The sequence below is a fragment of the Streptomyces sp. NBC_00203 genome, from assembly GCF_045206325.1.
Classification (GTDB): Bacteria; Actinomycetota; Actinomycetes; order Streptomycetales; family Streptomycetaceae; genus Streptomyces; species Streptomyces lutosisoli.
Window position 1 is genome coordinate 770,121 of the sequence record NZ_CP108126.1, and the last position, 24,847, is coordinate 794,967.

Below are 24,847 nucleotides of genomic sequence, written 5' to 3' on the forward strand. Positions count from 1 at the left end.
GCTGACGCCCTCTTCCGTCAGGCACGTCCGGGCCGTACGCGCTTGAAACCCAGCAGGGTGCGGTAGCGCTCCCGAGCGGTGAACTCTTCCAGGGTCCAGACGGCCGGACGGCCCGCTTCCCTGCACAGGTGAAGGATCTTCCCCTCCCCCGCGGCCACCCCGACGTGGGCGCCCCACGCGGTGTCGTCGGCGTTGAAGAGGGCCAGGTCCAACGGCCTGGGAACGCGTACCCGCTCGGTGAGTTCGGTGTCGGCCCACAGGTCGCTCGACCGCCACGCGGGAATGTCCAGGCCGAAGTGGCGGAGCACTTCGTAGGCGAAGAACTGGCAGTTGGCGCCCTCGGTGAGGCCCGGCTTCTCGGCTACGGACCGTGAGCCGGGAAAGCGTCGGCCGACGTACGGCGTTGTCCAGACCGGCTCGGGCAACCGCAGCGGCAACTCGCCCTCGCGCAGTGTCGGCAACTCGCCCTCATGCAGCGTCGGCATCTCGTCCTCCCTCGGTTCCCGCATCCCTGCCTCCGCCCGTGAACCGTGCCAGTTCCCAAGGGTCGTGCGCGCTGAAGACGTCGACCTCGTCGCCGTGCAGACGCACAAGTTCCCGCAGACGGGCATGGTTGCCGAGCCGCAGCGCCCTGTCCACCTCGGTGATCTGCTGGAGGACGTCCATGCCGGGGTGGCCCTGGGGTCGGTCGGGATCGATCTCGCGGTGGAAGTAGTAGGCGTCGCCGCAGTGCAGGAGCCATCGGTCCGGAGCCTCGACAGCGATCGCGCTGTGGCCGGCGGTGTGGCCGCCCAGCGGAACGAGCAGGATGTCCGCGTCCAGGCCCTCCAGAGGGCGGACCGCGTCAAAGCCGAACCAGGGGTCGCCCTGGGGCCGCGCGTACGTCACCCAGTGCGGCCGGTGCGCCCACTGGGCCGGGCGGTAGCGGAGCCGGTCCTCGGGGTGGGCGCCGGGTGCCGCCATCGCCGCGCGGTGTTCGGCCTCGCTCAGATGGACCTTGGCCCAGGGGAAGTCGGCGAGGCCTCCCGCGTGGTCGAGGTCGAGGTGGCTGAGCACGATGTGCCGGACGTCCTCGGGGCGGAACCCGAGCGCGACGACCTGGTGCAGCGCGCTCTCGCCCAGGTCGAGGACGGGCTGGGCCCGGCCGAGGAACTCCGCGCCGAGGCTCTCCTCCGGCCGCGCCACATCGGCCGTACCGATGCCGCTCTCGACCAGGACGAGTCCGTCGCGGTCGGTCTCGACGAGCAGGCAGTGACAGACCGCGGGCAGGCTCCCCTGCTCGGTGTCGATCGTGCGCATGGAACCGCAGTTCAGGTGGTGGATCTTCACAGTGCACCCCTTAGATAACGAACGATCGTATGCTAAGTGCGAACGGTCGTTAGGTTAAAGTGGGTGCATGAGCCCGCGCAAGTCCGTTGCCGAAACTGCCGCCACCCGCGACCGGATCATCGAGAGCGCCCTCGCGCTGGCCTCCGCGGAGGGCCTCGAAGGCCTCACCATCGGCCGGCTCGCGACCGATCTGGAGATGAGCAAGGCGGGGGTGATCGGCCACTTCGGTAGCAAGGAGGCGCTGCAACTCGCCGTTCTGGAGGCGGCGGTCGAGCGGTTCCGGCTGCGGGTGCCGGCGCGCGCCGTGGGCGCCAGGCCCGGTACCGAGCGGCTGGCGCGCGCCTTCGACGAGTGGATCGACTACATGGCCGGGGGCGAGGGCCACGGGGGCTGCTTCCTCACCTCGGTGGCGACCGAGTTCGACGGCCGCCCGGGCCCGGTCCGCGACGCGGTGCTGGAAGCGCTCGCCGCGTGGTCGGCGTACGTCGCGTCGGAGCTGAACACCGCGGTCGACAACCGCGAACTCCCGGAGCGCACGGACGTGGACCAGCTCGTCTTCGAACTCAACGGCGTTGCCCTGGCGGCCGATCAGTCCATCCAGCTGCACCACGATCCGCGGGCACCCACGCGGGCCCGGCGCGCCATCGCCCGCCTGCTCATCGCCCCCTGAGGCGACCCTCTTCGGCCCCGCGGAGCGGCGGAGCGCATCACTCATGTCCCTTCGGACCCGCCGGCTCTACACATAAAGAAGAAATAAGCGCAGAATGGATGTACGCGGCGCTTACCGCATACCGCACCGGACGCGGTCGGGCCGTGGAGATCGAGAGCGATCGAAGGAGACGAGTCATGGCCAACGTCTCGCACCCCAGGGGTGACATCACCAGCCACCCCGATGTATCCGAAATGCGGGCTCGGTATGACCGCATGGTCGGTGGTCGCGATGTGGCGCTCGTGGACGGGCCGGTGTTCCTGCTCGGTCTGTACTGCGCCGTATCCCCGTGGATACTCCACTACTCGACGAGCCAGCCCGCCCTGGTGACCCACAACCTGGTCATCGGCATCGCGATTGCCGTGCTGGCCCTCGGATTCACCGTCACGCCGGAGAGGATGTACGGCCTGAGCTGGGCCATCTGCGCGATCGGCACGTGGATGATCATCTCGCCGTGGATTGTCGGCACCAGCCCGGACACCGGAGTCGTCCTCAACAGCATCATCATCGGCGCGCTTGCCGTGGTGCTGGGGGCGATGTGCGCGGTCACGGCGACGAAGAGCACTCCCCGGGCGTAGACCCGGCAGCCCGGAAGGAAGCGGAAGGAAACAGAAGGAAGTGGCGGAAAGCAACGAAAGCTGAAGGCGAAAGCTGAAGGCGAAAGAAGTCGGAGGCCGGCCCGCCCCGCGCGGACCGGCCTCTCCTTGGCAGTTCAGCGGTTCGGCACCAGCCACGGCTCCTGCGGCAGCGGGCTGCCGGTCTCGATGAAGGACTTCAGGTTGGACAGCACCGCGGCCCAGCCGGCGGCGGTGTCCCGCCGCATGTCCTCATGGGCCAGGTCCTCATGGGTCACGGTGAGCCGGACGATGTCGCCGTGCGGCTGGATGTCGAAGGTGGCCCGGGAGTACTTGTCCTCCTGACCCTCCTCCTCGGGCGCGGCCCAGGTGGTCACCAGCCGGGTGGGACGGTCGCTCTCCACGACGGTACCGACCACATCGGCGATACCCGAGCCATCCGCACGCCGGTGTTCCCAACGCGAACCGGGCTTCCAGTCCGAGACATTGCGGTGGCCCCAGTAGACGGCGGTCAGGTCGGCGTCGGTCAGCGCGTCCCAGACCTTCTCGGGTGTGCTCTCGATGTAGATGGCGTACACGAAGCTCGGTTTGCCGGCCATGGTTTCCTCGGCTCGTCGCTTGAGGTCGCCGAGCACGCGCAGCCGCGGGCGCTCGAACTTGTCGATCCACCGCTCCTGGATCTCGTGGAGCGGCACCGGATTGAGGTAGTGCAGCTTCTCCCGCCCCCGGCGCACGGTACTGACGAGGTTGGCGGCCTCCAGGACGGCGAGGTGCTGCGTCACCGACTGACGTGTCATGTCGATGCGCTCGCACAGCTCACCGAGCGTCTGACCACTGTGCTCGTGCAGCCGGTCGAGGAGCCGCCTTCGTGTCCCGTCGGCCAGCGCCTTGAAGACCTGGTCCATCGCAGAGTCGTCGTCTGATCGCACGCCCCACGTTATGCAGGCAATCACTTGCATGTCAAGGATGCCACCGCCACTGTGGACCCGTCGGCCTCAAGATTCACAAGACGCACAGGAATCCGGGCGCCGTGAAGCTAGCCTCACCGCATGGATGGGTCTCTGATGCTGAACCTGCTGGCCCTCGGGGTGTCCGTCACCGCCCTGGCCACCTCGATCGCGATGTCGCGCGGACAGCTGCGACTGGCACACAACTCCAACGTCCTGCCGATCATCATCGACATGTTCAAGGAGACACGCAGCCCCGACTTCCTGCGATCCGTCGAGTACATCCGCACCGAACTGGATCCGCAGCACCCCCATCACGACGGCTACCGGAACCTGCCGCCAGAACCGAAGGAGCACATACGGCGCGTCGGACAGTTCTACGACGACGTCGGGAAGCTGGTCGCCCACGGGGTCGTCGACGAGCATCTCGTACTCGGGTCCTACAGCGTCAACGTCCAGAGAATGTGGGAGGCACTGAGCCCCTACATCTACAACGAGCGGGCCCTGCACGGCACTTTGACCATGACGTACTTCGAGGATCTCGCGGCTCGCGCCAAGCAGACTCCCGGACCGGCCATCCACAGCGCACTCGATCTCCGGCGCCTGCCGCCCGCCTAGGACAGGGCCTGGACCGGGCCCAGGGCCTCCAGGCGCGCCGGAACATGCTTGTGCCACGGGGTTCCGGCCAGCCAGTCACGGTGGTGGAGGGAGGTGAGGTCGTTGGGGGCGACCCCCACCGTGCCGTGGTCGGGGTGGTCGACACCGAGGCCGTTGGGCAGGGAGATATGGCCCTCGCGCATCATGTCGGTGACCTCGACGACCACGTGGGCACTGCCGCGTTCGGTGTGCAGGCGGGCCGCGGACCCGGTACTCAGGCCGAGTCGGCCGGCGTCGGCCGGGCTGACCCGCAGGGCACCCTCCGCGTCGCGGCGGCGCCAGGTCGGGTCACGGTAGATGGTGTTGGCGGTGAAGGAGCGGCGCTCGCCCGCCGAAAGGACTAGCGGGTACGCGTCACTGGTGAGAGAGCTCTCGGGACTCCCGGGGTCCACCAACTCCCGCAACTTCTCGATCAGCTCGGGAACCTCCACCGTGAAGCGGCGATCGGGTCGGCGCACATAGGCCCATACGTCGTCCCAGTCGTCGACCGTGAAGGTGACCCCGGAGGGCGTTGCCGCGATCGCGTCGAAGAGGGCGTCCCCATCGGGGAATCCGGCGCGGCGCACGGCGTCCGGGTACGTCATCGCGCACAGCTGGGCCAGTCCCCACACCGGCGCCGTGGCGCGCCGCCCTTCCGGGAGCGCGGTGCCGAGTGTCTCGTACAGGAGGTACGGGGCGAGACCGAACAGCGTCGGGTCCTCGCCCACCGCGGCGAAGAAGGCCTGACCGAACGCGGCGCGCGAGGTGTGGGCCGCCTTGGTGAGGGTGGTCAGGAGTCCCTCGTCGGCGGCGCCCAGGCGGCGCAGCAGCCGGGCGTAGATCTCGGGTTCCGGGAGGGTGCCGGGCAGCGGGTCGAGGACGGGCGGGCGGAGCTGGAAGGCGTTGTGCGGGAACTCTGTGTTGAAGAAGGTCGCCTCCCACTTCTCGAACTGGCTGGCCGCGGGCAGGACGTAGTCGGCGCGCCGGGCGGTCTCGGTGAGCGCCACATCCACGACGACCACCAGGTCGAGGGCGTCCAGCGCCTCGGCGAAGGCGCGTGAATCGGCAAGCGAGTGGGCCGGGTTGGCGCTCTCGATCCACATCGCGCGGAACCGGTCGGGGTGGTCGGTGAGAATCTCCTCGGCGATGGAGTTGCACGGCACCAGACCCGAGATGATCTTCGCTCCGGTGACCGGGGTACGGCGCCCGCGACCGGACTTCCCGCTGCCGCCGGCGAGTGCGGCGAAGGCGGAGTGCAGGAACATCGTGCCGGGCCGCCCGAAGTTCCCGGTCAGGATCCACAGCAGCTTGTTGAGATACGACACCAGGGTGCTGTGGGGTGCCTGCTGGACGCCCAGATCCTCGTAGGTGGCGACGCTCGCGGCCGTCGCGATGCGCCGTGCCGCCGACCGCAGCAGCTCCTCGTCCACTCCGCAGCGGGCCGCGTACTCCGTCACCGGTACGCCGGCCAGCGCGTCGAGCACCGAGGCGGTCCCCGTCGTGTGCGCTTCGATGAACTCGGCGTCGCACAGGTCCTCTTGGACGATGACGGCGAGCATGGCGGCCAGGCACCACGCGTCCGTGCCCGGCCGTACCTGGAGGTGGTAGTCGGCGAGCGCGGCGGTCTCGCTGCGCCGCGGGTCGAGGACGATCATCGAACGGCCGGGGTCCTTGGCGAGGGCCCGCAGGGTCGGCCTGGCCCGCGGAAAGCTGTGCGACTGCCAGGGGTTCTTGCCGAGGAAGACGACGACCTCGGCGTGCTCGAAGTCGCCCTTGGTGTGGCCTCCGTAGAGCTTCGCGTCGACCCACATCTCGCCGGTCTTCTCCTGGGCGAGCGCGTTGGAGAAGTACAGGCTGCCGAGGGCCGCCTGGAGCGCCTTGGTGTGCAGGCCGCCCAGGTGGTTGCCCTGGCCTCCGGCACCGTAGAAGAAGATCTTGTCGCCGCCGTGCTCGTCGCGCACGGCCATGAGCCGCTCGGCGATCTCATCGAGCGCGGTGTCCCAGTCGATCTCCTCGTACGTCCCGTCGGCGCGGCGGCGCAGCGGGGAGGTGAGCCGGTGGCGGCCGTTCTGGTAGTGGTCGAGGCGCAGGGCCTTCTCGCAGGTGTAGCCGGCCGAGGCGGGGTGCCTCTTGTCGCCGCGGATCCGGGCCAACCGCCGCCCGTCCAGCTGGACTTCGATTCCGCAGTTGCACTCACAGAGGATGCACGCGGAGGTCTGCCAGGTCTCTTGTCCGGTGTCGGCCACGCTCATCGGCTCCTCACGCCCAGCGGGTTCCAGTGAGTCCTGTGTCTGCGCTCTGTATCTGCGCCCTGCGCCTGTGCCGTGTGTCGGCGTCCTGCTGTCCCGCCGACAACTTACTGGACGGTAGCGCCGTCAGTCCTATAGAGCAACCCACTTGGCGGAGGCCCGGAATTCGCTCGCCGACGACAGCCGTAGCCCCTCACACTGGCGCCGTGAGCCGAACCGTGAGCGTATGGGTGACCTCGGGCGGGGACTTCCTCGGTGTCGCCGGACCCTTCCCCGTGGACATCCCCTGGTGGTCGGAGGTGGAACCGGTCATCGGCCATCTGGAGGGGCTGCTCGGCGTTCCGGTGCTGGTCCTGCGTCTCGTCGACGTCGACGGCGGTGCGGGCGGACGGGACGGCCATGTGACTTACCACGCCGAGGCGTTGGCGCGCCCAGCGCCGGGACTGCTCGACCGACTCCCCGTCGATCAGGGCCTGTTGAACGGTCCCCAGGTGTTGCGTGCGCCGTGGGCGCGGGCCGACGGTCTGCGCGACCTCCTCGCCTGGGCGACCGACACGCTGGCCGCGGCGGGGCGGCCGGTGACCGGTCCGGTCGAGCAGCGCCGTACGTGGAATCTGGCCGGGCTCTTCCGGCTGCCCACGGCGCGGGGCACGGTCTGGCTCAAGACGACACCGCGCTTCGCGGCCGACGAGGCCACGGTCGTGGGCGCGTTCGCGCAGGTCGACCCCGGTCTGGTCGCGACCGTCCTCGGTTCCGGCGAGCACCGCATGCTGATGGAGCACATCCCCGGCGAGGACTGCTGGCAGGCGTCGTCCGAGACGGTCGCCGCCGTCATGGAGCGCTTCGTGGCGGCGCAGACGGCGCTGGCTTCCGCACCTTTGCCCGGCATCCGGGACTGGCGTGCGCCGGTTCTCACCGCACAGCTCCAGGAGCTGCTCGACGGACCGGTCGCGCGGGAGCTGGACGCTCAAGAGGTCGCCCGCGCACGGGAGTTGATGAACCGCTGGGACCTCCTCGCCGAGTGCGGACTGCCCGACACGCTCGTGCACGGCGACTTCCATCCCGGCAACTGGCGCGGTGACGGTGGCGCACCCGTGGTCGTGGACTTCGCCGACGCCCACTGGGGCAACCCGGTCCTGGACGGACTGCGCGTCCACGACTTCCTCCCCGAGTCGCGGCGCGCGCGGGCCGCCCGCGCCTGGATAGACGCCTGGAAGGCGCGGGTCCCGGCCGCCGATCCGGCGCGCGCCCTCGCCCTCGCCGAGCCACTCGCCCATCTCACGTACGCCGTCCGCTACCAGGAGTTCCTCGACGGCATCGAGCCTTCGGAGCGGCGCTACCACCAGGGGGATCCGGCGGACGAGATCCGCGCGGCGGTGCGGTGCGCCGAGCAGCCGAGCCCGTACCTCGGCGCCGCCCCGGACCTCGGCCCCGTGAGAACCTCTTGGCCGGCAGCCGCCCCGCACGGCAGGATCAACTGATGGACAGCCGACCGACGTTCGACGTTCCCAGGCCGCTGCGCATCGAGGGGCTGGGGCTTCAACTGCGCGAATGGTCCGCCGACGACATGGCGGACCTTGTCGCGATCTACGACGATCCCGAGATCGACCGGTGGACGCCGGTCGCGTCGCCGTTCGACACCGAGGCCGCGCGGGCGTATCTGGCCGCCGCCGAGCAGAAAGGTGCCGAGGGGCAGGTGGTGCAGCTGGCCATCACCACGGACGGCGGGGCGCCGCGGGGTGAGATCCTGCTGTTCCGCAGCGCGGCCGACGAGCGGGACGTCGAACTCGCCTATGGCGTAGGGGCCGCGTACCGGGGCCGGGGGCTCGCAACCCGCGCGGTCCGGCTCGCGGTGGACTTCGCGAAGGGGCGTGCCGCGGTGCGGCGGGTGGTCCTGTGCATAGAGGACGGGAACGGGGCGAGCGAGGCGGTCGCCAAGGCCGCCGGGTTCGCGCTGACCGACGACGCACCGGTCGTTCGTGAGGCGAAGGGCCGGGTGGTCGTCCTGCGGACCTGGAGCCATCTCGAAAGCGACGACATCGCGGGCGAAGGGCGCCCCCGGTGACCCGCGCGGAGGTCCTGCTCATCGGGGGCCGCGCGGGCGTCGGCAAAACGACCGTGGGCTGGGAGATTTCGGCGCAACTGCGTGCCGCGGAGGTCGCCCACGCGGTGATCGAGGGCGACTACATGGGTCACGTGCACCCCGCGCCGGAGGGCGATCCGCACCGCGCCGCCGTGACCGAGCGAAATCTGCGGGCGGTGTGGGGGAACTTCGCCGAACTGGGCTACCGGCGCCTGATCTACACCAACACCGTGAGCGTGCTGGACCAGTCGACGGGCCTGTTCGAGCGCGCGTTGGGAGGAGACGTACGACTCGTACGCGTGCTGCTGACCGCCACCGACGAGATCACCGCCGAGCGGCTCAAGGGGCGGGAGATCGGCTCCGAGTTGAAGCGGGAGATGGAGAACAGCGCCCGCAAGGCACGGCTGTTGGACGAGCGGGCGCCCGCGGACACCGTGCGGGTGGCGACCGACGACCGCGCGGTGACCGACATCGCGCGTGAGGTCGTGGCCGCCACCGGCTGGATGTCCGCCGGTTCCTGAAGAGGGCGGCACCGCCGCGTCACGTCCCGGCGGGCTCCGTTTCCGGAGTCGGCGCGGTCAGGTACTCCTCGCTGAGCTCCTTCGGCCCGAAGGGCCATACCTTCTCCAGGCGCGCCCAGACGACGAAGGCGACGCAGCCGAGGGCGAGCCAGGCAAGGGACCATTCGATGGGGTGGCGGCCCGGGGAGTTCTTGTCCGCGTATCCGTAGATGGTGAGCCAGCCCGCGAGCGCGAGGAAGCTCGGTACGGGGTAGAGCCACATCCTGTACGGGCGGCGCAGGCCCGGCTGCCGCTTGCGCAGCACCGAGAGGGCGACGATCTGGGCCAGCGCCTGGACGATCACCATGACGGTGGTGAGCAGCTGGATGAGCGTGGCCAGGTCGGTGTGGCGGCCGATGAGGAAGCCGATCGCCGTGATGACGCCCATGGTCGCGAGGCCCAGCATCGGGAAGCGGTGCTTGGGGTGCAGCTTGGCGTAGGGGCGGAAGAACACACGGTCGCGGGCGGCGTCGTACGGCACCCGGGACCCGCCGAGCAGTCCGGTGAAGACCGAGGCGAACGCCGTGATGAGGATGAGGACCGTGACGGTGTCGGCGGCGCCCTTGCCCCAGGTCTCCTCCAGGACGGCGGACGCCACGGATGTCGAGGCGATGTCCCCCGGATCGGTCATCCGGCGCCAGTCGATGACGCCGAGCGTGCCGATCTGCAGCAGCAGGTAGATCGCCATGATGCCGAGGATGGAGAAGATGATGGACCGGGGCAGGATGCGGCCCGGGTCCTTGATCTCGGCGCCCATGTACGCGGTGGTGTTGTAGCCGAGGTAGTCGTAGATGCCGATGGTCAGGCCCGCGGCGAAACCGAGCCAGAAGTGACCGCTGGTCAGCTCGAAGGCGTGCGCCGGATAGGTGAAGGCCAGGTGGGCGCTGAAGTCGGTGGCTGCGGCGAGGATCACCAGGACGACCGAGGTGATCATGACGGCCCACATGACCGCGGTGATGCGGGCGATGTGCTCGATGCCGCGCCACAGCAGGATCACCACGAGGGCGACGATGCCGAGCCCTATGAGGTCTCCGGTGCTCCTGCCCATGTCGGGGGCCAGGTAGCCCAGGTACTGGACGAAGCCGACCACGCCGGTGGACATGATCAGCGGGATGAAGAGCATGGCCGTCCACACGAACAGGAACGGCATCAGCCGTCCGGTGCGGTACTGGAAGGCCTGGCGCAGATAGACGTAACTGCCGCCGGAGCCGGGCATCGACGCGCCCAGCTCGGCCCAGATGAGCCCGTCGGCGAGTGCCAGCAGGGCGCCGGCGACGAAGCCGATGACGGCCTGCGGGCCGCCGAAGGCGGCGACCATCAGCGGGATCGTCACGAACGGTCCGATGCCGCACATCTGGCTCATGTTGATGGCGGTGGCCTGGAACAGGCCGACGCGACGGACGAAACCGCCCTTGGGTGGCGGGCTGCCGGACATGGGGCCTCCTGAAGCGGGACGCGGGGAGAGGTATGTGATGACGGCCGGCCTCAGTGGCGACCGACGGACGAAAGGCGGCGGATCAAGGGCGGCGGGTGACCGGCCGACGCTGGGCTCCCCTTGGCTCGCCCGGCGAGGCTGACTGGGCGATAAAGTTAAGGAGCCTTACTAGATGCGTCAAGAGGGTGTCATGAATGCGTGAGAATGGTGCGATGCCCGCCAGCGACGCCGCAGAGCAGCCCGAACAGCCCTGGAACCGCCGGCGGCTGCGCAGCACCAACGAGCGGTTGCTGCTCGACCGGCTGCGCACCGGCGGCGCCGCCTCACGCGCCCAGCTCGCCCGCGAGACAGGTCTGTCCAAGCCGACGGTCTCCAGCGCGCTCGCGGCCCTGGAGGAGGCCGGACTGGTCCACGAGGTGGGCACCCACACACCGGAGCGCGGCCGGGTCGCCGTCCTGTACGCCCCCGATCCCGCGGCCGGTTACGCGCTCGGCATCGACATCGGCCGCGGCTGGCTGCGCGTCGCGGTCGCCGATCTCGACGGCGCGGTGGTCGCGCGGGCCGACGTACGCAACCGGGCGCGCACCTCCGGCGCCATGGCCGACCTGGTGGTCGCCACGGCCCACCAGGTCGTCGCCAACTCCGGTGTCGGCGCGGACGAGGTGGCCCACGCGGTGGTGGGCACGCCGGGCGTGTACGACGAGAAGCAGCGCCGGGTGCGGTACGCGATGCATCTGCCCGGGTGGGGCCGCGCGGGCCTGTTCGACCGGATGCGCGAGGAGCTGGGCATCCCGCTGGAGGTGCACAACGACGCCAACCTCGCGGCGCTGGGCGAGTACACGTACGGAGTCGGTGCGGGCAGCCGGCTGTTCACGTACATCATGATCGGCACCGGTCTCGGCATGGGTGTCGTCAGTGAGGGGCGGCTGTTCACGGGGGCGCACGGCGGGGCCGGGGAGATCGGGTTCCTGCCGTGGCCGGGGCAGCAGAAGCCGGAGACCCTGGAGGACGCGGTGTCGGGTGTGGCCGTCGTCGAGGCGGCGCGGCACTTCGGGATGACCGGGCAGCTCACCGCGAAGGCCGTCTTCGACGCGGCACGTGAGGGTCATCCCGCGGCGGTCCAGGCGGTGCAGCTGGAGGGCGAGCGGATCGCGCACACGGTGGCCGCGGCAGCCGCGGTCCTCGACCCGGATCTGGTGGTCCTCGGCGGGGGTGTGGGCCACAGCGTCGATCTGCTTTTGCGTCCGGTGCGCGAGACCCTGCGCGCCCTCACTCCGCTGCGCCCGAAGATCGTGCCCAGCCGGCTGGGTGAGGACGCGGTGCTGCTCGGTGCGGTGGCGACCGCGCTGGGGACGGCGCGTGATGTGGTGTTCGAGCGGCGGTCGGCTTCCTGAACGGGGCGAACTCCCCGGTCATGGTCGCGGCGGTCGGCTTCAGGAGCGGGGCGCGCGCCCTGCGGTGATTGACATGACTTACTCAGCCACCTAGCTTGTGGGCCCAGTTAGTAAAGGTTCCTAACTTGCAGAGTCGATGCGCGGATGCTCCCCCACCTCCCAAGGAGACCACCGTGTTCCACCGCCCTGCCTCACGACGGCGCTGCGCCACGGCCGCCGTCGCCCTGGGCCTCCTGTACACCCCGTCCACGAGCGCGTGGGCCGGAGCCGAGGACGAGAGGCCGATCAGCGCGCCGGTCACCGCGCCGGGCGCCAAACTCACCGCGGTGGCCTCCGCGCCGGGCAGCACCACCGCGCTATCGGGCTACACGATCCAGTCGACGGCGAAGGTCACCGACTCTGCCGCGGTCCTCTCCTCCCCCGGCTACCCGGCACGCGGCTGGTATCCGGCCGGCTCCCGCTCCACGGTCCTGGCGGCGCTGCTCGCGAACGGGAAGTACGCGGACCCGTTCTACTCGGCCAACCAGCAGAAGATCCCGAAGGCAGACTTCACGGTGCCCTGGTGGTACCGCTCGGACTTCACGGTCACGGACACCTCCGAGCGCAGCTACCTGGACTTCAGCGGGGTGATCTCGGCCGCCGACGTCTACGTCAACGGCCATCGGGTCGCCAAGGCCGCCGACGTGACGGGCGCCTACACCCACCACGAACTCGACATCACCTCGCTGGTGCGGGCGGGCACCAACACGGTCGCCTTCCGCATCCAGCCCAACACCCCGAACAAGAACCTCACCATGGGCTGGATCGACTGGCTGCAGCCGCCGCCCGACGAGAACATGGGCATCGTCCGCGACGTCCTCGTCCGCCGCGGCGGCCCGGTCGCACTGCGCGACGCACACGTGGTGACCAAGCTCGCCGTCCCGTCACTCGCCTCGGCGGACCTGACGGTCAAGGCGCAGGCACGCAACGAGACGGGCGCCGCCGTCACGGCCACGGTCTCCGGCACCATCGGATCGACGTCCTTCACGAAGACCGTCCCGCTCGCCGCGCACCAGACGAAGACGGTCACCTTCGCACCGGCCGACTCCCCCGGCCTGCGCCTGAAGTCACCGAAGGTGTGGTGGCCCGCGGGCATGGGCGGCCAGCCGATGTACGGCCTCGACCTGACCGCCTCCGTCGCCGGCACCCCCTCGGACACCACGCACGAGAGCTTCGGCATCCGCGAAGTGAAGGCCCCGCTCAACGCCGACGGCGCCCGGCAGTACAGCATCAACGGCCGCAGGCTGCTCATCAAGGGCGGCGGCTGGTCACCGGACGAGTTCCTGCGCTGGGACCGCACCTATGTCGAGGACCGGCTGAAGTACGCGCTCGACCTGGGCCTCAACACCATCCGCCTGGAAGGGCACATCGAACCGGACGAGTTCTTCGACCTCGCCGACCAGTACGGCATCCTCACCCTGCCCGGCTGGGAGTGCTGCGACAAGTGGGAGGGGCAGGTCAACGGCAGCGAGACGGGCGAGAGGTGGACCGCGGCCGACTATCCGGTCGCCAAGGCGTCGATGGCCGCCGAGGCCGCCCGGCTGCGCGACCACCCGAGCGTCATCTCGTTCCTCATCGGCAGCGACTTCGCCCCGGACGCGACGATCGAGAAGAACTACCTGGCCGCGCTGAAGGCGGCCGACTGGCCGACGCCCGTGGTCGCCGCCGCCTCCGACGGCTCCTCGCCGGTTTCCGGCAGTTCGGGCATGAAGATGACCGGCCCGTACGACTGGGTCCCGCCGAACTACTGGTACGCCAAGCGCGAGGGCGGCGCCACCGGCTTCAACTCCGAGACCAGCGCGGGCCCCGACATCCCCACACTCGACACCCTGCGCCGCATGATGTCCCCCACCGAACTGGACACCCTCTGGAAGAACCCCGGCACCAAGCAGTACCACCGCTCGCCGTCCTCGACCTTCGCCACCCTCAAGCTCTACGACGCCGCCCTGACCGGCCGCTACGGCGCACCGACCGGCCTCACGGACTACGTACGCAAGGCGCAGCTCGCCCAGTACGAAAACGTGCGCGCGCAGTACGAGGCATACGGGCGCAACGCCACCGACTCCTCGCAGCCCTCGACCGGGGTCGTCTACTGGATGTTCAACAGCGGATGGACGTCACTGCACTGGCAGTTGATGGACCGTTACCTCGACCAGGGCGGTGCCTACTTCGGCGCCAAGAAGGCCAATGAGCCGCTGCACATCCAGTACTCGTACGACAACCGCTCGGTCGTCGTGGTCAACAACCGGCACGCGTCCGCGTCGGGTCTCAAGGCCCGGGTCACCCTCTTCAACACCGACGGCAGCCAGAAGTACGACACGACGGCGACCGGTGTGAGCGTGGGCGGGGACGGGGCGCGCCGCACGGCGCTCACGGTGCCGTCCTCGGTGAGCGGGCTGTCGACGACTTATCTCGCACGCCTGATCCTCACCGACGCCCAGGGCAAGGAGGTCAGCCGCAACGTCTACTGGCTGTCGACGAGGGCCGACACGCTCGACTGGGCCAACACCGACTGGTGGTACACGCCGACGACGAGCTACGCGAACCTCAAGGGGCTCAACTCGATGGCGCGGGTGCCGGTTTCGGCTTCGGCGTCGACCTCCGTGGGCCCGGACGGCATTTCCATGACAACGGTCACCGTACGGAACACCGGGGCCGGGAAGACGCCGTCTCTCCTCACCGATGTGCACCTCGTGGACGCGAAGGGCAAGCCGGTGCTGCCGGTTCAGTGGTCCGACAACCAGGTCAGCCTGTGGCCCGGCGAGTCGATGACGCTGAGGGCCACGTACCGGACGGCCGATCTGCACGGGTCGGCGGCTCGGGTGCGGGTCTCGGGGTGGAACACGGCGGAGATGACGGTTCCGGCTCCGTAAAGCACGTCGGGCGCGCACAGCACGTCAGCGCCTGGAGCAGGAGGGGCGGGCCCGATTCCGGGCCCGCCCTCTCGCTCAGCTCGTGCTCAGCTCCTGCTCAGCTCACGTTGAGCGCCGTGTCGTCGATGACGAACGACGTCTGGAGCGTGGAGCCTTCGGTGCCGGTGAACTTGATGGTGATCGTCTGCCCGGCATAGGTGGTGCCGAGGCTGAAGGTGCGCTGCGTGTACCCCGAGGCGGCGTTCAGGTTCGAGTACGTGGCCAGGGTCGACAGCACCGTGCCGCTGCTGTTGACGACCTGGGCCTTCAGGGTGTCGTACGCCGTGCTGGTGGTCGTCTCGGCCGTGTCCACGTGGAGGTAGAAGCTCAGGGTGGCCGAGCAGCCGGACGGGACGGTGACCGCCTGGGAGAGCGTGTCGGTGTTGGCCGAGCCGTAGCCGTTCAGCCAGGCCTTGTACGAGCCGGTGCGGGCGGCCTCGCTGCTGCTGTTGGTGATGACGCCGCTGGTGGCGGTCCAGGACGTACTGCCGGACTCGAAGCCGGGGTTGGCGAGCAGCTGGGCGGCCGTGCAGGTGCCGCCACCGCCTCCGCCACCACCGCTGCTGCTCGCGCCGGCGAGCCAGTCGGTGGCGTTCAGGGCGAGCGCGGCGTTCGTGGCGCCGGTGTCGTTCCATCCGTCGTACAGCGTGTTGCCGGACTGGCCGGTGCCGTCGTCGATCGGGGAGCTGTCGCCCCAGAAGGCGACGCGACCGCTGCCGAAGGTGCTGGTGGCGAAGAAGGCGCCGGTGTTGCCGGAGTAACCGGTCCGGTAGAGCAGGCCCTTGACGGCCGAGTTGTCGGCGGGCTTGAGCGTGGCCGTCGTACCGCTGGCGATGAGGCTCTTGGTGACCGTGCCGAACGAGCCGTGCAGGATCGCGTTGGTGCTGTCGCTGATGGCGCTCGGGTAGTCGGAGCTGATGCTCAGCGAGTCGATGGAGAAGCCGAACGGGTCGGTGGAGTCGACGCTGTTGTTGGTCATCAGGTCGTTGAAGATCTCGACCGCGTCGTAGCCGTCGTTGTTGCGATCGGCGCCGGTGTGGTCGGAGACCATGAAGAGGCCGCCGCCGTTCTGCACGAACGTCATGATCGCGGTCTTCTCGGCGGTCGTGAAGAGCGTGTTGGGCTCGGGCAGCACCAGCTCGTCGAAGTTCGACAGGTCGGTCGCGGCCGAGCCGCCGTAGGTGAGGCTGGAGCCCGAAGGCAGCGTCTTGAGGCTGTAGTTGCCGGTGTTCTGCAGGGCTACGCCCCAGGAGGAAAGGGCGCCGGTCCAGTCCGTCTCGGAGGACGGGGAGGAGTCCTGGCCGAGCGGGTCGGGCTGGCTGGTGGAGATGATCCAGTCGGCGTTGCCGGCCGTCTCGGCGTGACCGTTGTCGAACAGGACGCGGTGCGTGGTCGCCGCGTGCGCGGGAGCGGCGGTGGCCGCCTGGACGGCCGCGCCCGTGACAAGCAGTCCGAACACGGCCAGCGCCGTGGTGAGTCTGTGGCGGGATCTTCTGAATCCGAGCATCCGGCGAACCTCCGTGAGGGGTGGGGAGAGGCGGTGCGGGCGCCAAGTCTCCGCGCGTAGAACGGTGGTTGGCCGTCTTCCGCGCGACAGATTCTTGAACGGTACATGTCGAAACGACGGCTGAACAGGAGCGGCACCGGAGCGCATCCCGGGGCGCGCGAAGCGGACTGCCTCCGCGCCCAGGGGGCAGATACATAACTGCGGGGGACCGACAAAGAGGGGCGGAGATGGAGATCTCAGGCATCATCAGTGCCATCCTCATCGGCATCATCATCGGCGTACTGGGCAGGCTCGTCGTCCCGGGACGCCAGCGCATCGGCATCCTCTGGACGATCGGCGTCGGCATCGTGGCCGCGTTCGTCGGCTCGGGGATAGCCGCCGCGTTCGGCGTCGCCGACACCAAGGGCGTCGACTGGATCGAGTGGCTCATCCAGATCGGCCTGGCGGCGCTGGGCGTCGCGGCGCTGGACCGGGCGAGGGTGCGCCGCTGACGCGCCGAGCAGAGGCGTTCGCGGACAGCGGTTGCGGATCCGCATCCCGTCCGGGTGGCGATGCGGGTACGGATCCGGGTGCCCATGCGGGTGTGGATCCCGGCGCCGACGCGGATGCGGATGTGGGCCGGCGTGTCTCTGTGCCGGCTCAAATCCGTTGCGGGCGGCGCGCCGGTGCGGCTAGGTTCTGCGGGCTTCACCCCCGCACACCCGACACCACGGAGAGACCTTGCCGCCGCGCATCACGCCGCTGACCGATCCCGAGCCCACACCGTCGAGCCGCCGCCTGGCCTGGCTGGCCTCCGGCACCGAGGGAGCCCCCGTGGGCTCCGCCTTTCTGCGGTTGTTCACCAAGGAGGGGCAGGATCATCTGGCGGAGCTGGAGGTCGCCGTACACCCTGCCGAGCGGCGGCAGGGTGTCGGCGGCGCTCTTCTGGACGCGGCGGTCTCCGCGGCGCGGGACGAAGGGCGGCGGTCACTCGTCGCGCAGGCCGAGACCGGCTCCCCCGGCGATCTGTTCCTGGCGGCGCGCGGCTTCCGCCGGGTGCTGGCACTGACGTACGCACGACTCGTGCTGACCGACGTGGATTCCGCGCGGATCTCCGAGATCGCCGAACGGCCGTATCCGGGCTACGAGTTGACGCACTGGGACGGCGCCGTGCCGCCCGGGCTGGCGCAGACCTTCGCCGACTCGCGGCGCGCCATGGACGACATGCCGATGGAGGGCACCGACTACGGGACCGTAGCGTGGGACGTGGAGCGGGTCCTGTCGGTGGCCGAAACCATCGCGAAGCGCGGGGAGTTGCTCCACACGGTCGCCGTGGTGGACCGCTCGGACGGTTCGATCGCCGGCTTCTCCGAACTCGTCGTTCCGGGCGACGGCCGGGGTGACGGCCAGCACTACGGCACCGGCGTGCTGCCCGAGCACCGCGGTCACGGCCTCGGACTCTGGATGAAGGCGGAGTCGATCCGGCTGGCGCGGCGGACGTATCCCGAACTCGGCGGCCTGCTGACGGACACCGCCGACAGCAACGCTCCTATGCGCTCCATCAACGACGCGCTCGGCTATCTGCCCACGCACGGGGCGGTGGAGTACCAGCTCGATCTCTGAGCGAGCCGGATGCGCGGTGCCGGATGCGGAGTGCTCAACGCCACGAGTGGGTCCAGGCCCGCCGACGTGGCTCCCCCTCGACAGCCGGCGGGCCTGCCGCCTCGACCGAGCGCCTGGCGCGGGAGAGTCGAGCGCGACGGGAGGCAGTCCCTGGGACGGCTTGCGTCCACACCCTCAGCATGCCGTCCCGTACCCTCGCCCGCAGGGGGCCGGTTGGCCCTCGACTCCGGGCCGTTCGGCCCCGTTTGTGTGTCAGGCGGCTGCCTTGAGCGCGGCCAGTCCGTCGTAACTGGACGGGTAGGCAGGGGTCCAGTCCAGCTCCCGCTCCGCCTTCGCCGCGGACACCCGCATGGTCGTCCGCATCATGACGTGCGCGTACGACATGGGCTTCAGCAGCCACAGCGGTACGGTCATCGGCTTCGGCAGTCCGAACTGCTGGGCCGCGGCGCGGACATGGGCGGCGAATCCCAGCGGGGTGCGGTCGACGATGTTGTAGGCCTGGCCGGGGCGGCCGTGTTCGACGGCGGCGGCGACCGCGCTCCCGGCGTCGACGAGGTCGATCCACGGCAGGACCCGGCCCTGGTCGTCGGCCACGGGAAGCTGCCGCTTGCGCAGCATGGGCAGAATGGCGTCGGTGCCGCCGGGGCCGTAGAAGAGTCCGAAGCGCAGCGCGATTCCCTCCAACCCGCTTGCCTCGAAGGTGAGTTGTTCCTTGATGCGCATGGCCGCGATGTGCTGTTCCAGCTGCGCGGTGGCGCCCTTCGGGCCGAAGGTGTCGTCCTCGGTGATGACGTGGTCGCCGTGGTCGCCGTATCCGTACCCGAAGACCATCGACTCGGCGACGAGTCGCCGTGCGCCGGTGGCCCGCGCGGCCTCGATGAGGTGGACGGTGCCGTCGGTGCGCAGCGCGTTGGTCTCGTGCATGTCGCGGTGGCGCAGGGGCGCCTTGCGCAGGGCGGTGGCGGCAAGGACGACCGTGTCGAAGTGCCGCCCGTCGACGGCACGCAGCAGCGCGTCGCGGTCCATCAGGTCGGCCTGGACCCCGTTGGCGGGGCCCCGGCCGAGGCCGGTGACCTTGTGGCCCGCGTCGGTCAGGGCCCGGGTGATGTGCCGGCCGAGAACTCCGCTCGCGCCGGCCAGGAGGATGCTCTGGTTCGTCGTCATGACGATGCGACGGATCGAGCGGGCCGGGATGTGACATCGGGCCTGAAAATCTTTCCGGGCGTCACTGTCCGCGCAGGGGCGAGCACCGTCGGACATACGGCCCGGGCGTCACCGCGTATACACGTAGGGCGTCGTCGTGGTCAGCGGCTGGAAGCCCAGGCGGGCGAGGATGGGGCGGCTCTGGCTGGAGGCGTCGACCTGGACGTAGCGGTAGCCGCGCTCGGCGGCGACGCGGGCGCGATGGGCGACCAGTGCGCGGTAGATGCCCCGGCCGCGCCAGGCCTCGACCGTGCCACCGCCCCACAGTCCGGCGAACCGGGTGCCTGGCAGGAGTTCCATCCGGGCCGCGCTGACCGGTGCGTCACCGGCGAGGGCCACGACGGCGACGACCGTGTCCGCGTCGCCGGTGAGCTGGGCCAGCAGCTGGTGACGCAGGCGCGTGCCGTCGGTGCCGAAGGCCTGTTCATGGACCTCGGCCACGAGGTCGACACCCGCGCGGTCGGTGACGGGAAGCAGCCGTACGCCCTCGGGCGGCTCCGCGTCGAGTGTCAGATCGCCCAGCTCGGCGACCATCAGGGTCTCCTCGGGCTCGGCGGTGAATCCGGCGGTCCGCAGCCGGTGCCCGAGGTCCTCCGGCTTGTCGTGCCCGTACAGCTTCCATTCGAACTCTCGCCCGAGGTCGGAGAAGTACCTGACCTGCTCGGCGATCGCCGCGTCCGCGCCGGCCCCGTCCAGGTCCGACCAGATCACCCCGTTCCAGCCCCGCTCGGCGCCGACCTGGCGCACTACCTTGCCGACGCGCTCGACCCGGGCATCCGGGGCGTCCGGCCGTGCTCCTTCCCGCATGTCCCGATCGAACAGAGCCAGTACCGCAACGTGATCCATGGGCTCACTCCAGCACCCTGGGGCGGCTGGGGCAACGCATATGAGGTAACCCACAGTGAACCGATGGCCCAAATACTCCCTGTTCTCGATCTCGGGGCACTACGGCACGCCCCATGACACGGTTCAGGCCGCGGGTCCCGTGAAGTACTGGCGCAGTTCGCCGATGCCGCCGATCCGGCTGACGAGTTCGTCGCCCTCGGTGAGATAGCGGGGCGGGGTGCGGCGGTTTCCGACTCCGGCCGGGGTGCCGGTGAAGATCAGGTCGCCGGGGAGGAGTCGTACGACGGCGGAGAGGCGGGCCACCAGGTCCGGGACCGGGAAGATCATGGACTTGGTGCGGTCGTGCTGGACCGCTTCGCCGTTGAGGAAGCCGGTGATCTCCAGGTCGTCGGGGTCGTCGAGTTCGTCCGGGGTGACCAGCACGGGGCCGGTGGGCCCGAAGCCGGGGAAGGACTTGCCGAGGCTGAACTGGGCCGGTTTTCCCTGGAGTTGGCTGACACGCTCCGAGAGGTCCTGGCCGACGGTGAGCCCGGCCACGGCGTTCCAGGCCTGTTCCTGACTCACTCCGTGGGTCTCCCGGCCGATCACCGCGACGAGTTCGACCTCCCAGTCCACCTTGCCGGGAGGCAGGGCGACGGTGGTGCGCGGGCCGGTGACGCAGGTCGGGAACTTCGTGAAGACCAGGGGCTCCTCGGGTGGCGTGAACCCCGCTTCGGCGGCGTGCGGAGGGTAGTTGAGCGCGACGGCGAACACCTGCCGGGGCCGCGGCACGGGCGCCTGGAGGGCAGCCGGGTCCACTGCCATGTCGTACGCGTCTTCGGGGAGGCCGGCCGCCCAGTCGCGCAACGCCGGCCACTTCTCCAGCAGGGCCATCGGGTCGGACGGCAGCCGGTGCTTCGAGGCGGTGGCGACGTCCGCGGCCCGGCCGCCGCGCAGCAGGACGGCCCGGTCCGCGACGACAGCGAGCCTCACCGGTCCGCCCTCTGCCGTACGGAAGTTCCGTGGCCCCCGGCCTCCAGTCTGCTCGGGCGTCCATCGTCAGCGGTGACCAGCATCATCGGGGTCTGCCTCCCTGTACTTTCACTGAATGAAACCTCACTTCACTCCATGAACTCGGTCGAGTATTGGGGCACCCTGACGGCCTGTCAAGGTCCCGCCGGATGCCGGGACGCGACGGCATTCCCCGAGGCCGGATTCGGGTCGTTCACCAGCGAAGACGCGCAGTTGGAGGGCGAGCATGGCGTAGTAGCCGACGAGCACCGTCAGTTCGAAGAGGCCACGCTCCCCCAGTGCCGTCACCGCGGCGTCGTACTCCTCGTCCGTCAGCGCGCCCGAAGTCGCCAGCGCGGTCGCGGCGCGCAGTGCCACACCCTCGTCCGCGTCCGCGAGTTCGGGCAGTCCACCGGCGCGCACGGCGGCCATCTCCTCGTCGGTCAGACCGCAGGCACGCCCCACCGCCTCGTGGGCCTCCCGCTCGAAGTCGCTGCCCCAATGGGCCGCCACCGCGAGAATGGCCAGCTCCCGGACGCGGTCGCTCAGCACGGAGTTGTAGCGAACCGCGGCACCGACGGCCTGCACGCGCAGACCGACCGGGGGGCTCAGCAGCATGGCGTTGAAGGGGCCCCGCAAGCACCCTTTCTCGTCGACGAGCGCGAACGCCTGCGGTCCGGCGGCCCGGGGGCCGCCCGTGATGGCCCGATAGACCTCAGCCTGCTCGTCGGTGAGTTCGTCCGGAGTCATTCCGGCCAGCCGGTCGGTCATCGGGCGCCCTTTCCACTGACGAACCTCATGTGATACCTGCTTCCATGGAATGAAAGTGCCAGCCCAACCTTGCTGAACCCTGTGCAGAAAGCGAGCCGTCCGTCGTGCCCCCGCGCAAAGAGACCCGCAGCGAGTCGCCGCCCACTCCCGCCGACCAGCCCGCGCCACCGAAGCGCGGTTACCAAGTGGAGGCGCTGGCCAAGGGGCTTCGCCTCCTCGGACTCTTCTCGGAACAGCGCCCGTCGATGAAGCTCTCGGACATGGCCGCCGAGACCGGAGTGCCGCTGCCGACAGCGTTCCGCATGGCCGCCACGCTGGTGGGCGAGGGGTTCCTGGAGCAACTGCCGGACGGCGCCTACCGACCGGCGTCCAAGGTGCTCACCCTCGGTTTCTCCGCCCTGCGCGGCCTCGACCTCGTACAGCTGGCCGACGCCCCCTTGCGCAGGCTCGCCGAGGCGACGGGGCAGACGGTCAACCTGGGCACTCTGTCGGACGACCGTGTGCTGTACCTGATCCGGCTGCGCAACACCGACCTGGTGACCGCCAACATCCAGGTCGGCTCCCGCCTTCCGGCGGTCCGTACCTCGATCGGCAAGGTGCTGCTCAGCGGCCTCGAGGACGCCGAACTCGACCGGCGCCTGACGGACGCGTCCTTCGCCGGGGCGGCGGGACCTCACGCCGTCAGGTCGGAGGCCGAGCTGCGGTTCGCCCTGACCGAGATCCGCAAGCAGGACTGGGCACTTCAGGACGAGGAACTCGCGTACGGGCTGCGCTCGGTGGCCGCGCCCGTCCGGGACGCCTCCGGCGCGATGGTGGCCGCGGCCAATGTGGCCGTACCCGCCATGGAGTTCCCTCCGTCCCGGCTGGCGGACGAGCTGCTGCCGCCGCTGCGAGAGACGTGCCGGGAGATTTCCCGGCTCCTGGGCGGCAGTTGACGCGACTGACGCCGGGAGGGCGCAAGACCCTCCGTCCCCTGGTGCTCCCCGGTGCTCCCCGCGGAACACCGGGGATCGTGCGCCGTTGTCAGTGCCTGCCGGCAGGATGCCCGGACATCACACGAGCAGGAGCGATCATGGGAACCTGGGACGTCGGACCCTTCGACAACGACACCGCCGCGGACTTCTCCTACACCCTCGACGAGGCAGCCGAAGGCGAGCGGGAAGGCATCATTCGCGCGGCGCTGGTCCGCACGGTCGACGCCCACGGTTACCTCGACCAGGACATCTCGGTGGAGGCAGTCGCCGCGGCGGCCCTGGTCGCCGCACAGTGCCCCGCAGGCGAGCCCATCACCACCGCCTACGGGCCGGACCTGCCCATCCCCGAGCTCCCTGCCGACCTGCGTGAACTCGCCATCCTCGCCCTCGACCGAGTCGTCGCCGAGCCGTCCGAGCTCATGGAACTCTGGGGTGAGAGCGACAAGGGCGGCCCTTGGCGAGCGACCATCTCCGCGTTGCGGAACGCTCTCCTGCCACCGGCTCCGGGAGAACAGCTCAGTCTGATCTGACGCCCCCTGATCTGGCACACCCTGTACGAGGGCTCAGAGGCCGGTACGCGTACGCGCACCGGCCGTATACACGCACGCGCCCGGGCCGGGCCCCCTCAGGCCCTGCCCAGACGCGTGTCCCTCGCCCTTCCGGATCAGCCGGTGGGCGTCAGCTCCTGCTGCTGCGTGGTGCTCTGCGGCTCCGCCGAGTGGACGCGGCGCAGGCCGGTCAGGCTGACCATCACCATGGCGAACACGCCCGCGATGGCGAAGGCCGTGAAGCCCGCGGTGGTCGAGCCGGTGGCGAGCAGCTGGCCGCCGAGCCACGGGCCGAAGACGGCACCGAAGCGGCCCATGCCGGAGGTCCAGCCGACCGCGGTGGCGCGGTTGTCGTCGTCCGAGCGGTGCGCCACGGTGGCGTAGATCATCGCCTGGGCGCTGAAGAGGAACATGCCGGTCAGGAAGACGACGGTGTAGGTGAGCGGCAGCGCCATCTTGATGCTGAGCGAGTAGATGCCGATGGCGGTGGCGCCGAACCAGATCGCGGAGATGCGCGAGCCGCCGAACTTGTCGGTGAGCCGGCCGCCGATCAGCATGCCGACGATGCCGCCGAGGTTGATGACGATGACGAAGCCGATCGAGGAGCCGAGGTCGTAGCCGTTGGCCTTCATCAGCGAAGGCAGCCACTGGGAGACGCCGTAGACCAGCAGGAGGCCGCCGAAGGAGGCCAGCCAGAAGAGCAGGGTCTGGACCCACTGGCCACCGCGGAACAGAGCGGTGAGCGCGCTGAAGCGTTCGGTCGCGGCCGGGCGCTCCTTGTCACGGGCGGCCAGCTCGACGCCGTAGCGGTCGGCGAGCGCCTGGGCGTCCGCGGTGCGGCCCTTGGCCTGGAGGAAGGCCATGGACTCGGGCAGGAACTTGATGGCCAGCGGGACACCGATGAACAGCGGGATCACGCAGATCCAGAAGGAGACGCGCCAGTCGCCGGTCCACAGCGCCACGAAGCCGGCGACGATGCCGCCCGCCTGGTGGGCGGTCATCAGGGAGCCGACGATCAGGGCGCGGCGACCGCGGGGGGCGTACTCGGTGACCATGGTGATGGCGCTCGGCAGCAGGCCGCCGAGACCGAGGCCCGCCAGGAACCGGCCGAAGCTGAACATGCCGAGGCTGGAGGCGGAGGCACAGACGGCGGAGGCCAGGGAGAACACCGCGGTCGACACGATGATCGTCTTCTTGCGGCCGACCCAGTCGCTGACGGTGCCGGAGGACAGGGCACCTATCAGCATGCCGAAGGTGGCGTACGAACCGACGTCGCCGGCCTTGCCGGGGTCGATGCCGAGGGCCTTGGTCTCCATCATGTGCGGGAGCACGGAGCCGTAGATGAACATGTCGAGGCCGTCGAAGAGGACGACCAGCCAACAGAGGCCGACGACAAGCGCGGCCATTCTGCCGCCGCGAGCGGGCAGGGCGAGGGAGGAGGACATCGTTGTTTCCTCTCGTCCAGGAAGCGTGGGCCCTGGAAGGGGGATCGGTGAGGCGGGTCGACGCGGCTCGTGCGGCTAACCCGATTGTGCCCC

General features: G+C 70.0%; 23 protein-coding genes. 12 read left to right on the forward strand and 11 right to left on the reverse strand.

Going from position 1 to position 24,847, the window contains the following annotated elements:
* Positions 1–17: 17 nt before the first annotated feature.
* Complete coding sequence (locus OG975_RS03810; protein ID WP_406327405.1) at positions 18–485, reverse strand: hydrolase; 468 nt, start codon at positions 483–485, stop codon at positions 18–20.
* Positions 469–1,329: an MBL fold metallo-hydrolase gene (locus OG975_RS03815; RefSeq protein ID WP_406327406.1), complete on the reverse strand. Its 861-nt coding sequence runs from the start codon at positions 1,327–1,329 to the stop codon at positions 469–471. The genes OG975_RS03810 and OG975_RS03815 overlap by 17 nt, the downstream gene beginning before the upstream one ends.
* Before the next feature lie 67 nt (positions 1,330–1,396).
* On the opposite strand from OG975_RS03815, the gene OG975_RS03820 reads away from it, so the two are divergent.
* Together OG975_RS03820 and OG975_RS03825 are read left to right on the forward strand one after the other, a co-directional pair.
* Positions 1,397–1,999: a TetR/AcrR family transcriptional regulator gene (locus OG975_RS03820; RefSeq protein WP_406327407.1), complete on the forward strand. Its 603-nt coding sequence runs from the start codon at positions 1,397–1,399 to the stop codon at positions 1,997–1,999.
* A 176-nt stretch (positions 2,000–2,175) separates the two neighbouring features.
* A complete protein-coding gene (locus OG975_RS03825; RefSeq protein WP_327426352.1) occupies positions 2,176–2,616 on the forward strand; it encodes an SPW repeat protein in 441 nt (146 codons plus the stop codon).
* Positions 2,617–2,750: 134 nt separating this feature from the next.
* Here OG975_RS03825 and OG975_RS03830 read toward each other — a convergent pair whose 3' ends face one another.
* Positions 2,751–3,518 (reverse strand): ArsR/SmtB family transcription factor, encoded by a 768-nt coding sequence (locus OG975_RS03830; RefSeq protein WP_406336136.1) that lies wholly within the window; start codon positions 3,516–3,518, stop codon positions 2,751–2,753.
* Positions 3,519–3,662: 144 nt separating this feature from the next.
* Here OG975_RS03830 and OG975_RS03835 point away from each other — a divergent pair, with 144 nt between their 5' ends.
* Positions 3,663–4,178: a hypothetical protein gene (locus OG975_RS03835; protein ID WP_406327408.1), complete on the forward strand. Its 516-nt coding sequence runs from the start codon at positions 3,663–3,665 to the stop codon at positions 4,176–4,178.
* On the opposite strand, the gene OG975_RS03840 is transcribed toward OG975_RS03835, so the two are convergent.
* Positions 4,175–6,448, reverse strand: a complete 2,274-nt coding sequence (locus OG975_RS03840) for a molybdopterin-dependent oxidoreductase (RefSeq protein ID WP_406327409.1) — start codon at positions 6,446–6,448, stop codon at positions 4,175–4,177. The two genes, OG975_RS03835 and OG975_RS03840, sit on opposite strands and share 4 nt — an antisense overlap.
* 203 nt (positions 6,449–6,651) lie before the next feature.
* Between OG975_RS03840 and OG975_RS03845 the strand changes: the two genes are divergently transcribed.
* The 3 genes from OG975_RS03845 to OG975_RS03855 are packed head-to-tail and all read left to right on the forward strand — an operon-like array spanning position 6,652 to position 9,049.
* Positions 6,652–7,926: an aminoglycoside phosphotransferase family protein gene (locus OG975_RS03845; RefSeq protein ID WP_406327410.1), complete on the forward strand. Its 1,275-nt coding sequence runs from the start codon at positions 6,652–6,654 to the stop codon at positions 7,924–7,926.
* Positions 7,926–8,510: a GNAT family N-acetyltransferase gene (locus OG975_RS03850; RefSeq protein WP_406327412.1), complete on the forward strand. Its 585-nt coding sequence runs from the start codon at positions 7,926–7,928 to the stop codon at positions 8,508–8,510. The genes OG975_RS03845 and OG975_RS03850 overlap by 1 nt, the downstream gene beginning before the upstream one ends.
* Positions 8,507–9,049 (forward strand): AAA family ATPase, encoded by a 543-nt coding sequence (locus tag OG975_RS03855; RefSeq protein WP_406327413.1) that lies wholly within the window; start codon positions 8,507–8,509, stop codon positions 9,047–9,049. The genes OG975_RS03850 and OG975_RS03855 overlap by 4 nt, the downstream gene beginning before the upstream one ends.
* A 19-nt stretch (positions 9,050–9,068) precedes the next feature.
* On the opposite strand, the gene OG975_RS03860 is transcribed toward OG975_RS03855, so the two are convergent.
* Positions 9,069–10,523: an APC family permease gene (locus OG975_RS03860; RefSeq protein ID WP_406327414.1), complete on the reverse strand. Its 1,455-nt coding sequence runs from the start codon at positions 10,521–10,523 to the stop codon at positions 9,069–9,071.
* A gap of 212 nt (positions 10,524–10,735) precedes the next feature.
* On the opposite strand from OG975_RS03860, the gene OG975_RS03865 reads away from it, so the two are divergent.
* On the forward strand, positions 10,736–11,917 hold the full coding sequence (locus tag OG975_RS03865) for an ROK family protein (RefSeq protein WP_406327416.1): 1,182 nt from the start codon (positions 10,736–10,738) through the stop codon (positions 11,915–11,917).
* 173 nt (positions 11,918–12,090) lie between these two features.
* Entirely contained in the window at positions 12,091–14,829 is a 2,739-nt protein-coding gene (locus tag OG975_RS03870) for a glycosyl hydrolase 2 galactose-binding domain-containing protein (protein ID WP_406327417.1), read from the forward strand.
* Positions 14,830–14,926: 97 nt separating this feature from the next.
* On the opposite strand, the gene OG975_RS03875 is transcribed toward OG975_RS03870, so the two are convergent.
* Positions 14,927–16,375, reverse strand: coding sequence for a hydrolase (locus OG975_RS03875; protein WP_406327418.1), 1,449 nt, complete (start codon positions 16,373–16,375; stop codon positions 14,927–14,929).
* A 227-nt stretch (positions 16,376–16,602) separates the two neighbouring features.
* Between OG975_RS03875 and OG975_RS03880 the strand changes: the two genes are divergently transcribed.
* Entirely contained in the window at positions 16,603–16,866 is a 264-nt protein-coding gene (locus OG975_RS03880; protein ID WP_327426363.1) for a GlsB/YeaQ/YmgE family stress response membrane protein, read from the forward strand.
* A 229-nt stretch (positions 16,867–17,095) separates the two neighbouring features.
* Positions 17,096–17,977: a GNAT family N-acetyltransferase gene (locus OG975_RS03885; protein ID WP_406327420.1), complete on the forward strand. Its 882-nt coding sequence runs from the start codon at positions 17,096–17,098 to the stop codon at positions 17,975–17,977.
* A 252-nt stretch (positions 17,978–18,229) separates the two neighbouring features.
* Here OG975_RS03885 and OG975_RS03890 read toward each other — a convergent pair whose 3' ends face one another.
* From OG975_RS03890 to OG975_RS03905, 4 genes are all read right to left on the reverse strand, one after another.
* On the reverse strand, positions 18,230–19,141 hold the full coding sequence (locus OG975_RS03890; RefSeq protein ID WP_406327421.1) for an NAD-dependent epimerase/dehydratase family protein: 912 nt from the start codon (positions 19,139–19,141) through the stop codon (positions 18,230–18,232).
* Positions 19,142–19,249: 108 nt separating this feature from the next.
* The gene (locus OG975_RS03895) at positions 19,250–20,026 is read right to left on the reverse strand and encodes a GNAT family N-acetyltransferase (protein WP_406327422.1); all 777 of its coding nucleotides are present in this window, start codon (positions 20,024–20,026) and stop codon (positions 19,250–19,252) included.
* 123 nt (positions 20,027–20,149) lie between these two features.
* Positions 20,150–20,998, reverse strand: coding sequence for a fumarylacetoacetate hydrolase family protein (locus tag OG975_RS03900; RefSeq protein WP_406327424.1), 849 nt, complete (start codon positions 20,996–20,998; stop codon positions 20,150–20,152).
* A 123-nt stretch (positions 20,999–21,121) separates the two neighbouring features.
* Positions 21,122–21,787: a carboxymuconolactone decarboxylase family protein gene (locus OG975_RS03905; protein WP_406327426.1), complete on the reverse strand. Its 666-nt coding sequence runs from the start codon at positions 21,785–21,787 to the stop codon at positions 21,122–21,124.
* Positions 21,788–21,891: 104 nt separating this feature from the next.
* Between OG975_RS03905 and OG975_RS03910 the strand changes: the two genes are divergently transcribed.
* Positions 21,892–22,722, forward strand: a complete 831-nt coding sequence (locus OG975_RS03910) for an IclR family transcriptional regulator (protein ID WP_406327428.1) — start codon at positions 21,892–21,894, stop codon at positions 22,720–22,722.
* A 137-nt stretch (positions 22,723–22,859) separates the two neighbouring features.
* Entirely contained in the window at positions 22,860–23,291 is a 432-nt protein-coding gene (locus tag OG975_RS03915) for a DUF4259 domain-containing protein (protein ID WP_406327429.1), read from the forward strand.
* 134 nt (positions 23,292–23,425) lie between these two features.
* Here the strand turns inward: OG975_RS03915 and OG975_RS03920 are convergent, their stop codons facing one another.
* The gene (locus OG975_RS03920; protein ID WP_406327431.1) at positions 23,426–24,754 is read right to left on the reverse strand and encodes an MFS transporter; all 1,329 of its coding nucleotides are present in this window, start codon (positions 24,752–24,754) and stop codon (positions 23,426–23,428) included.
* Positions 24,755–24,847: the final 93 nt, after the last annotated feature.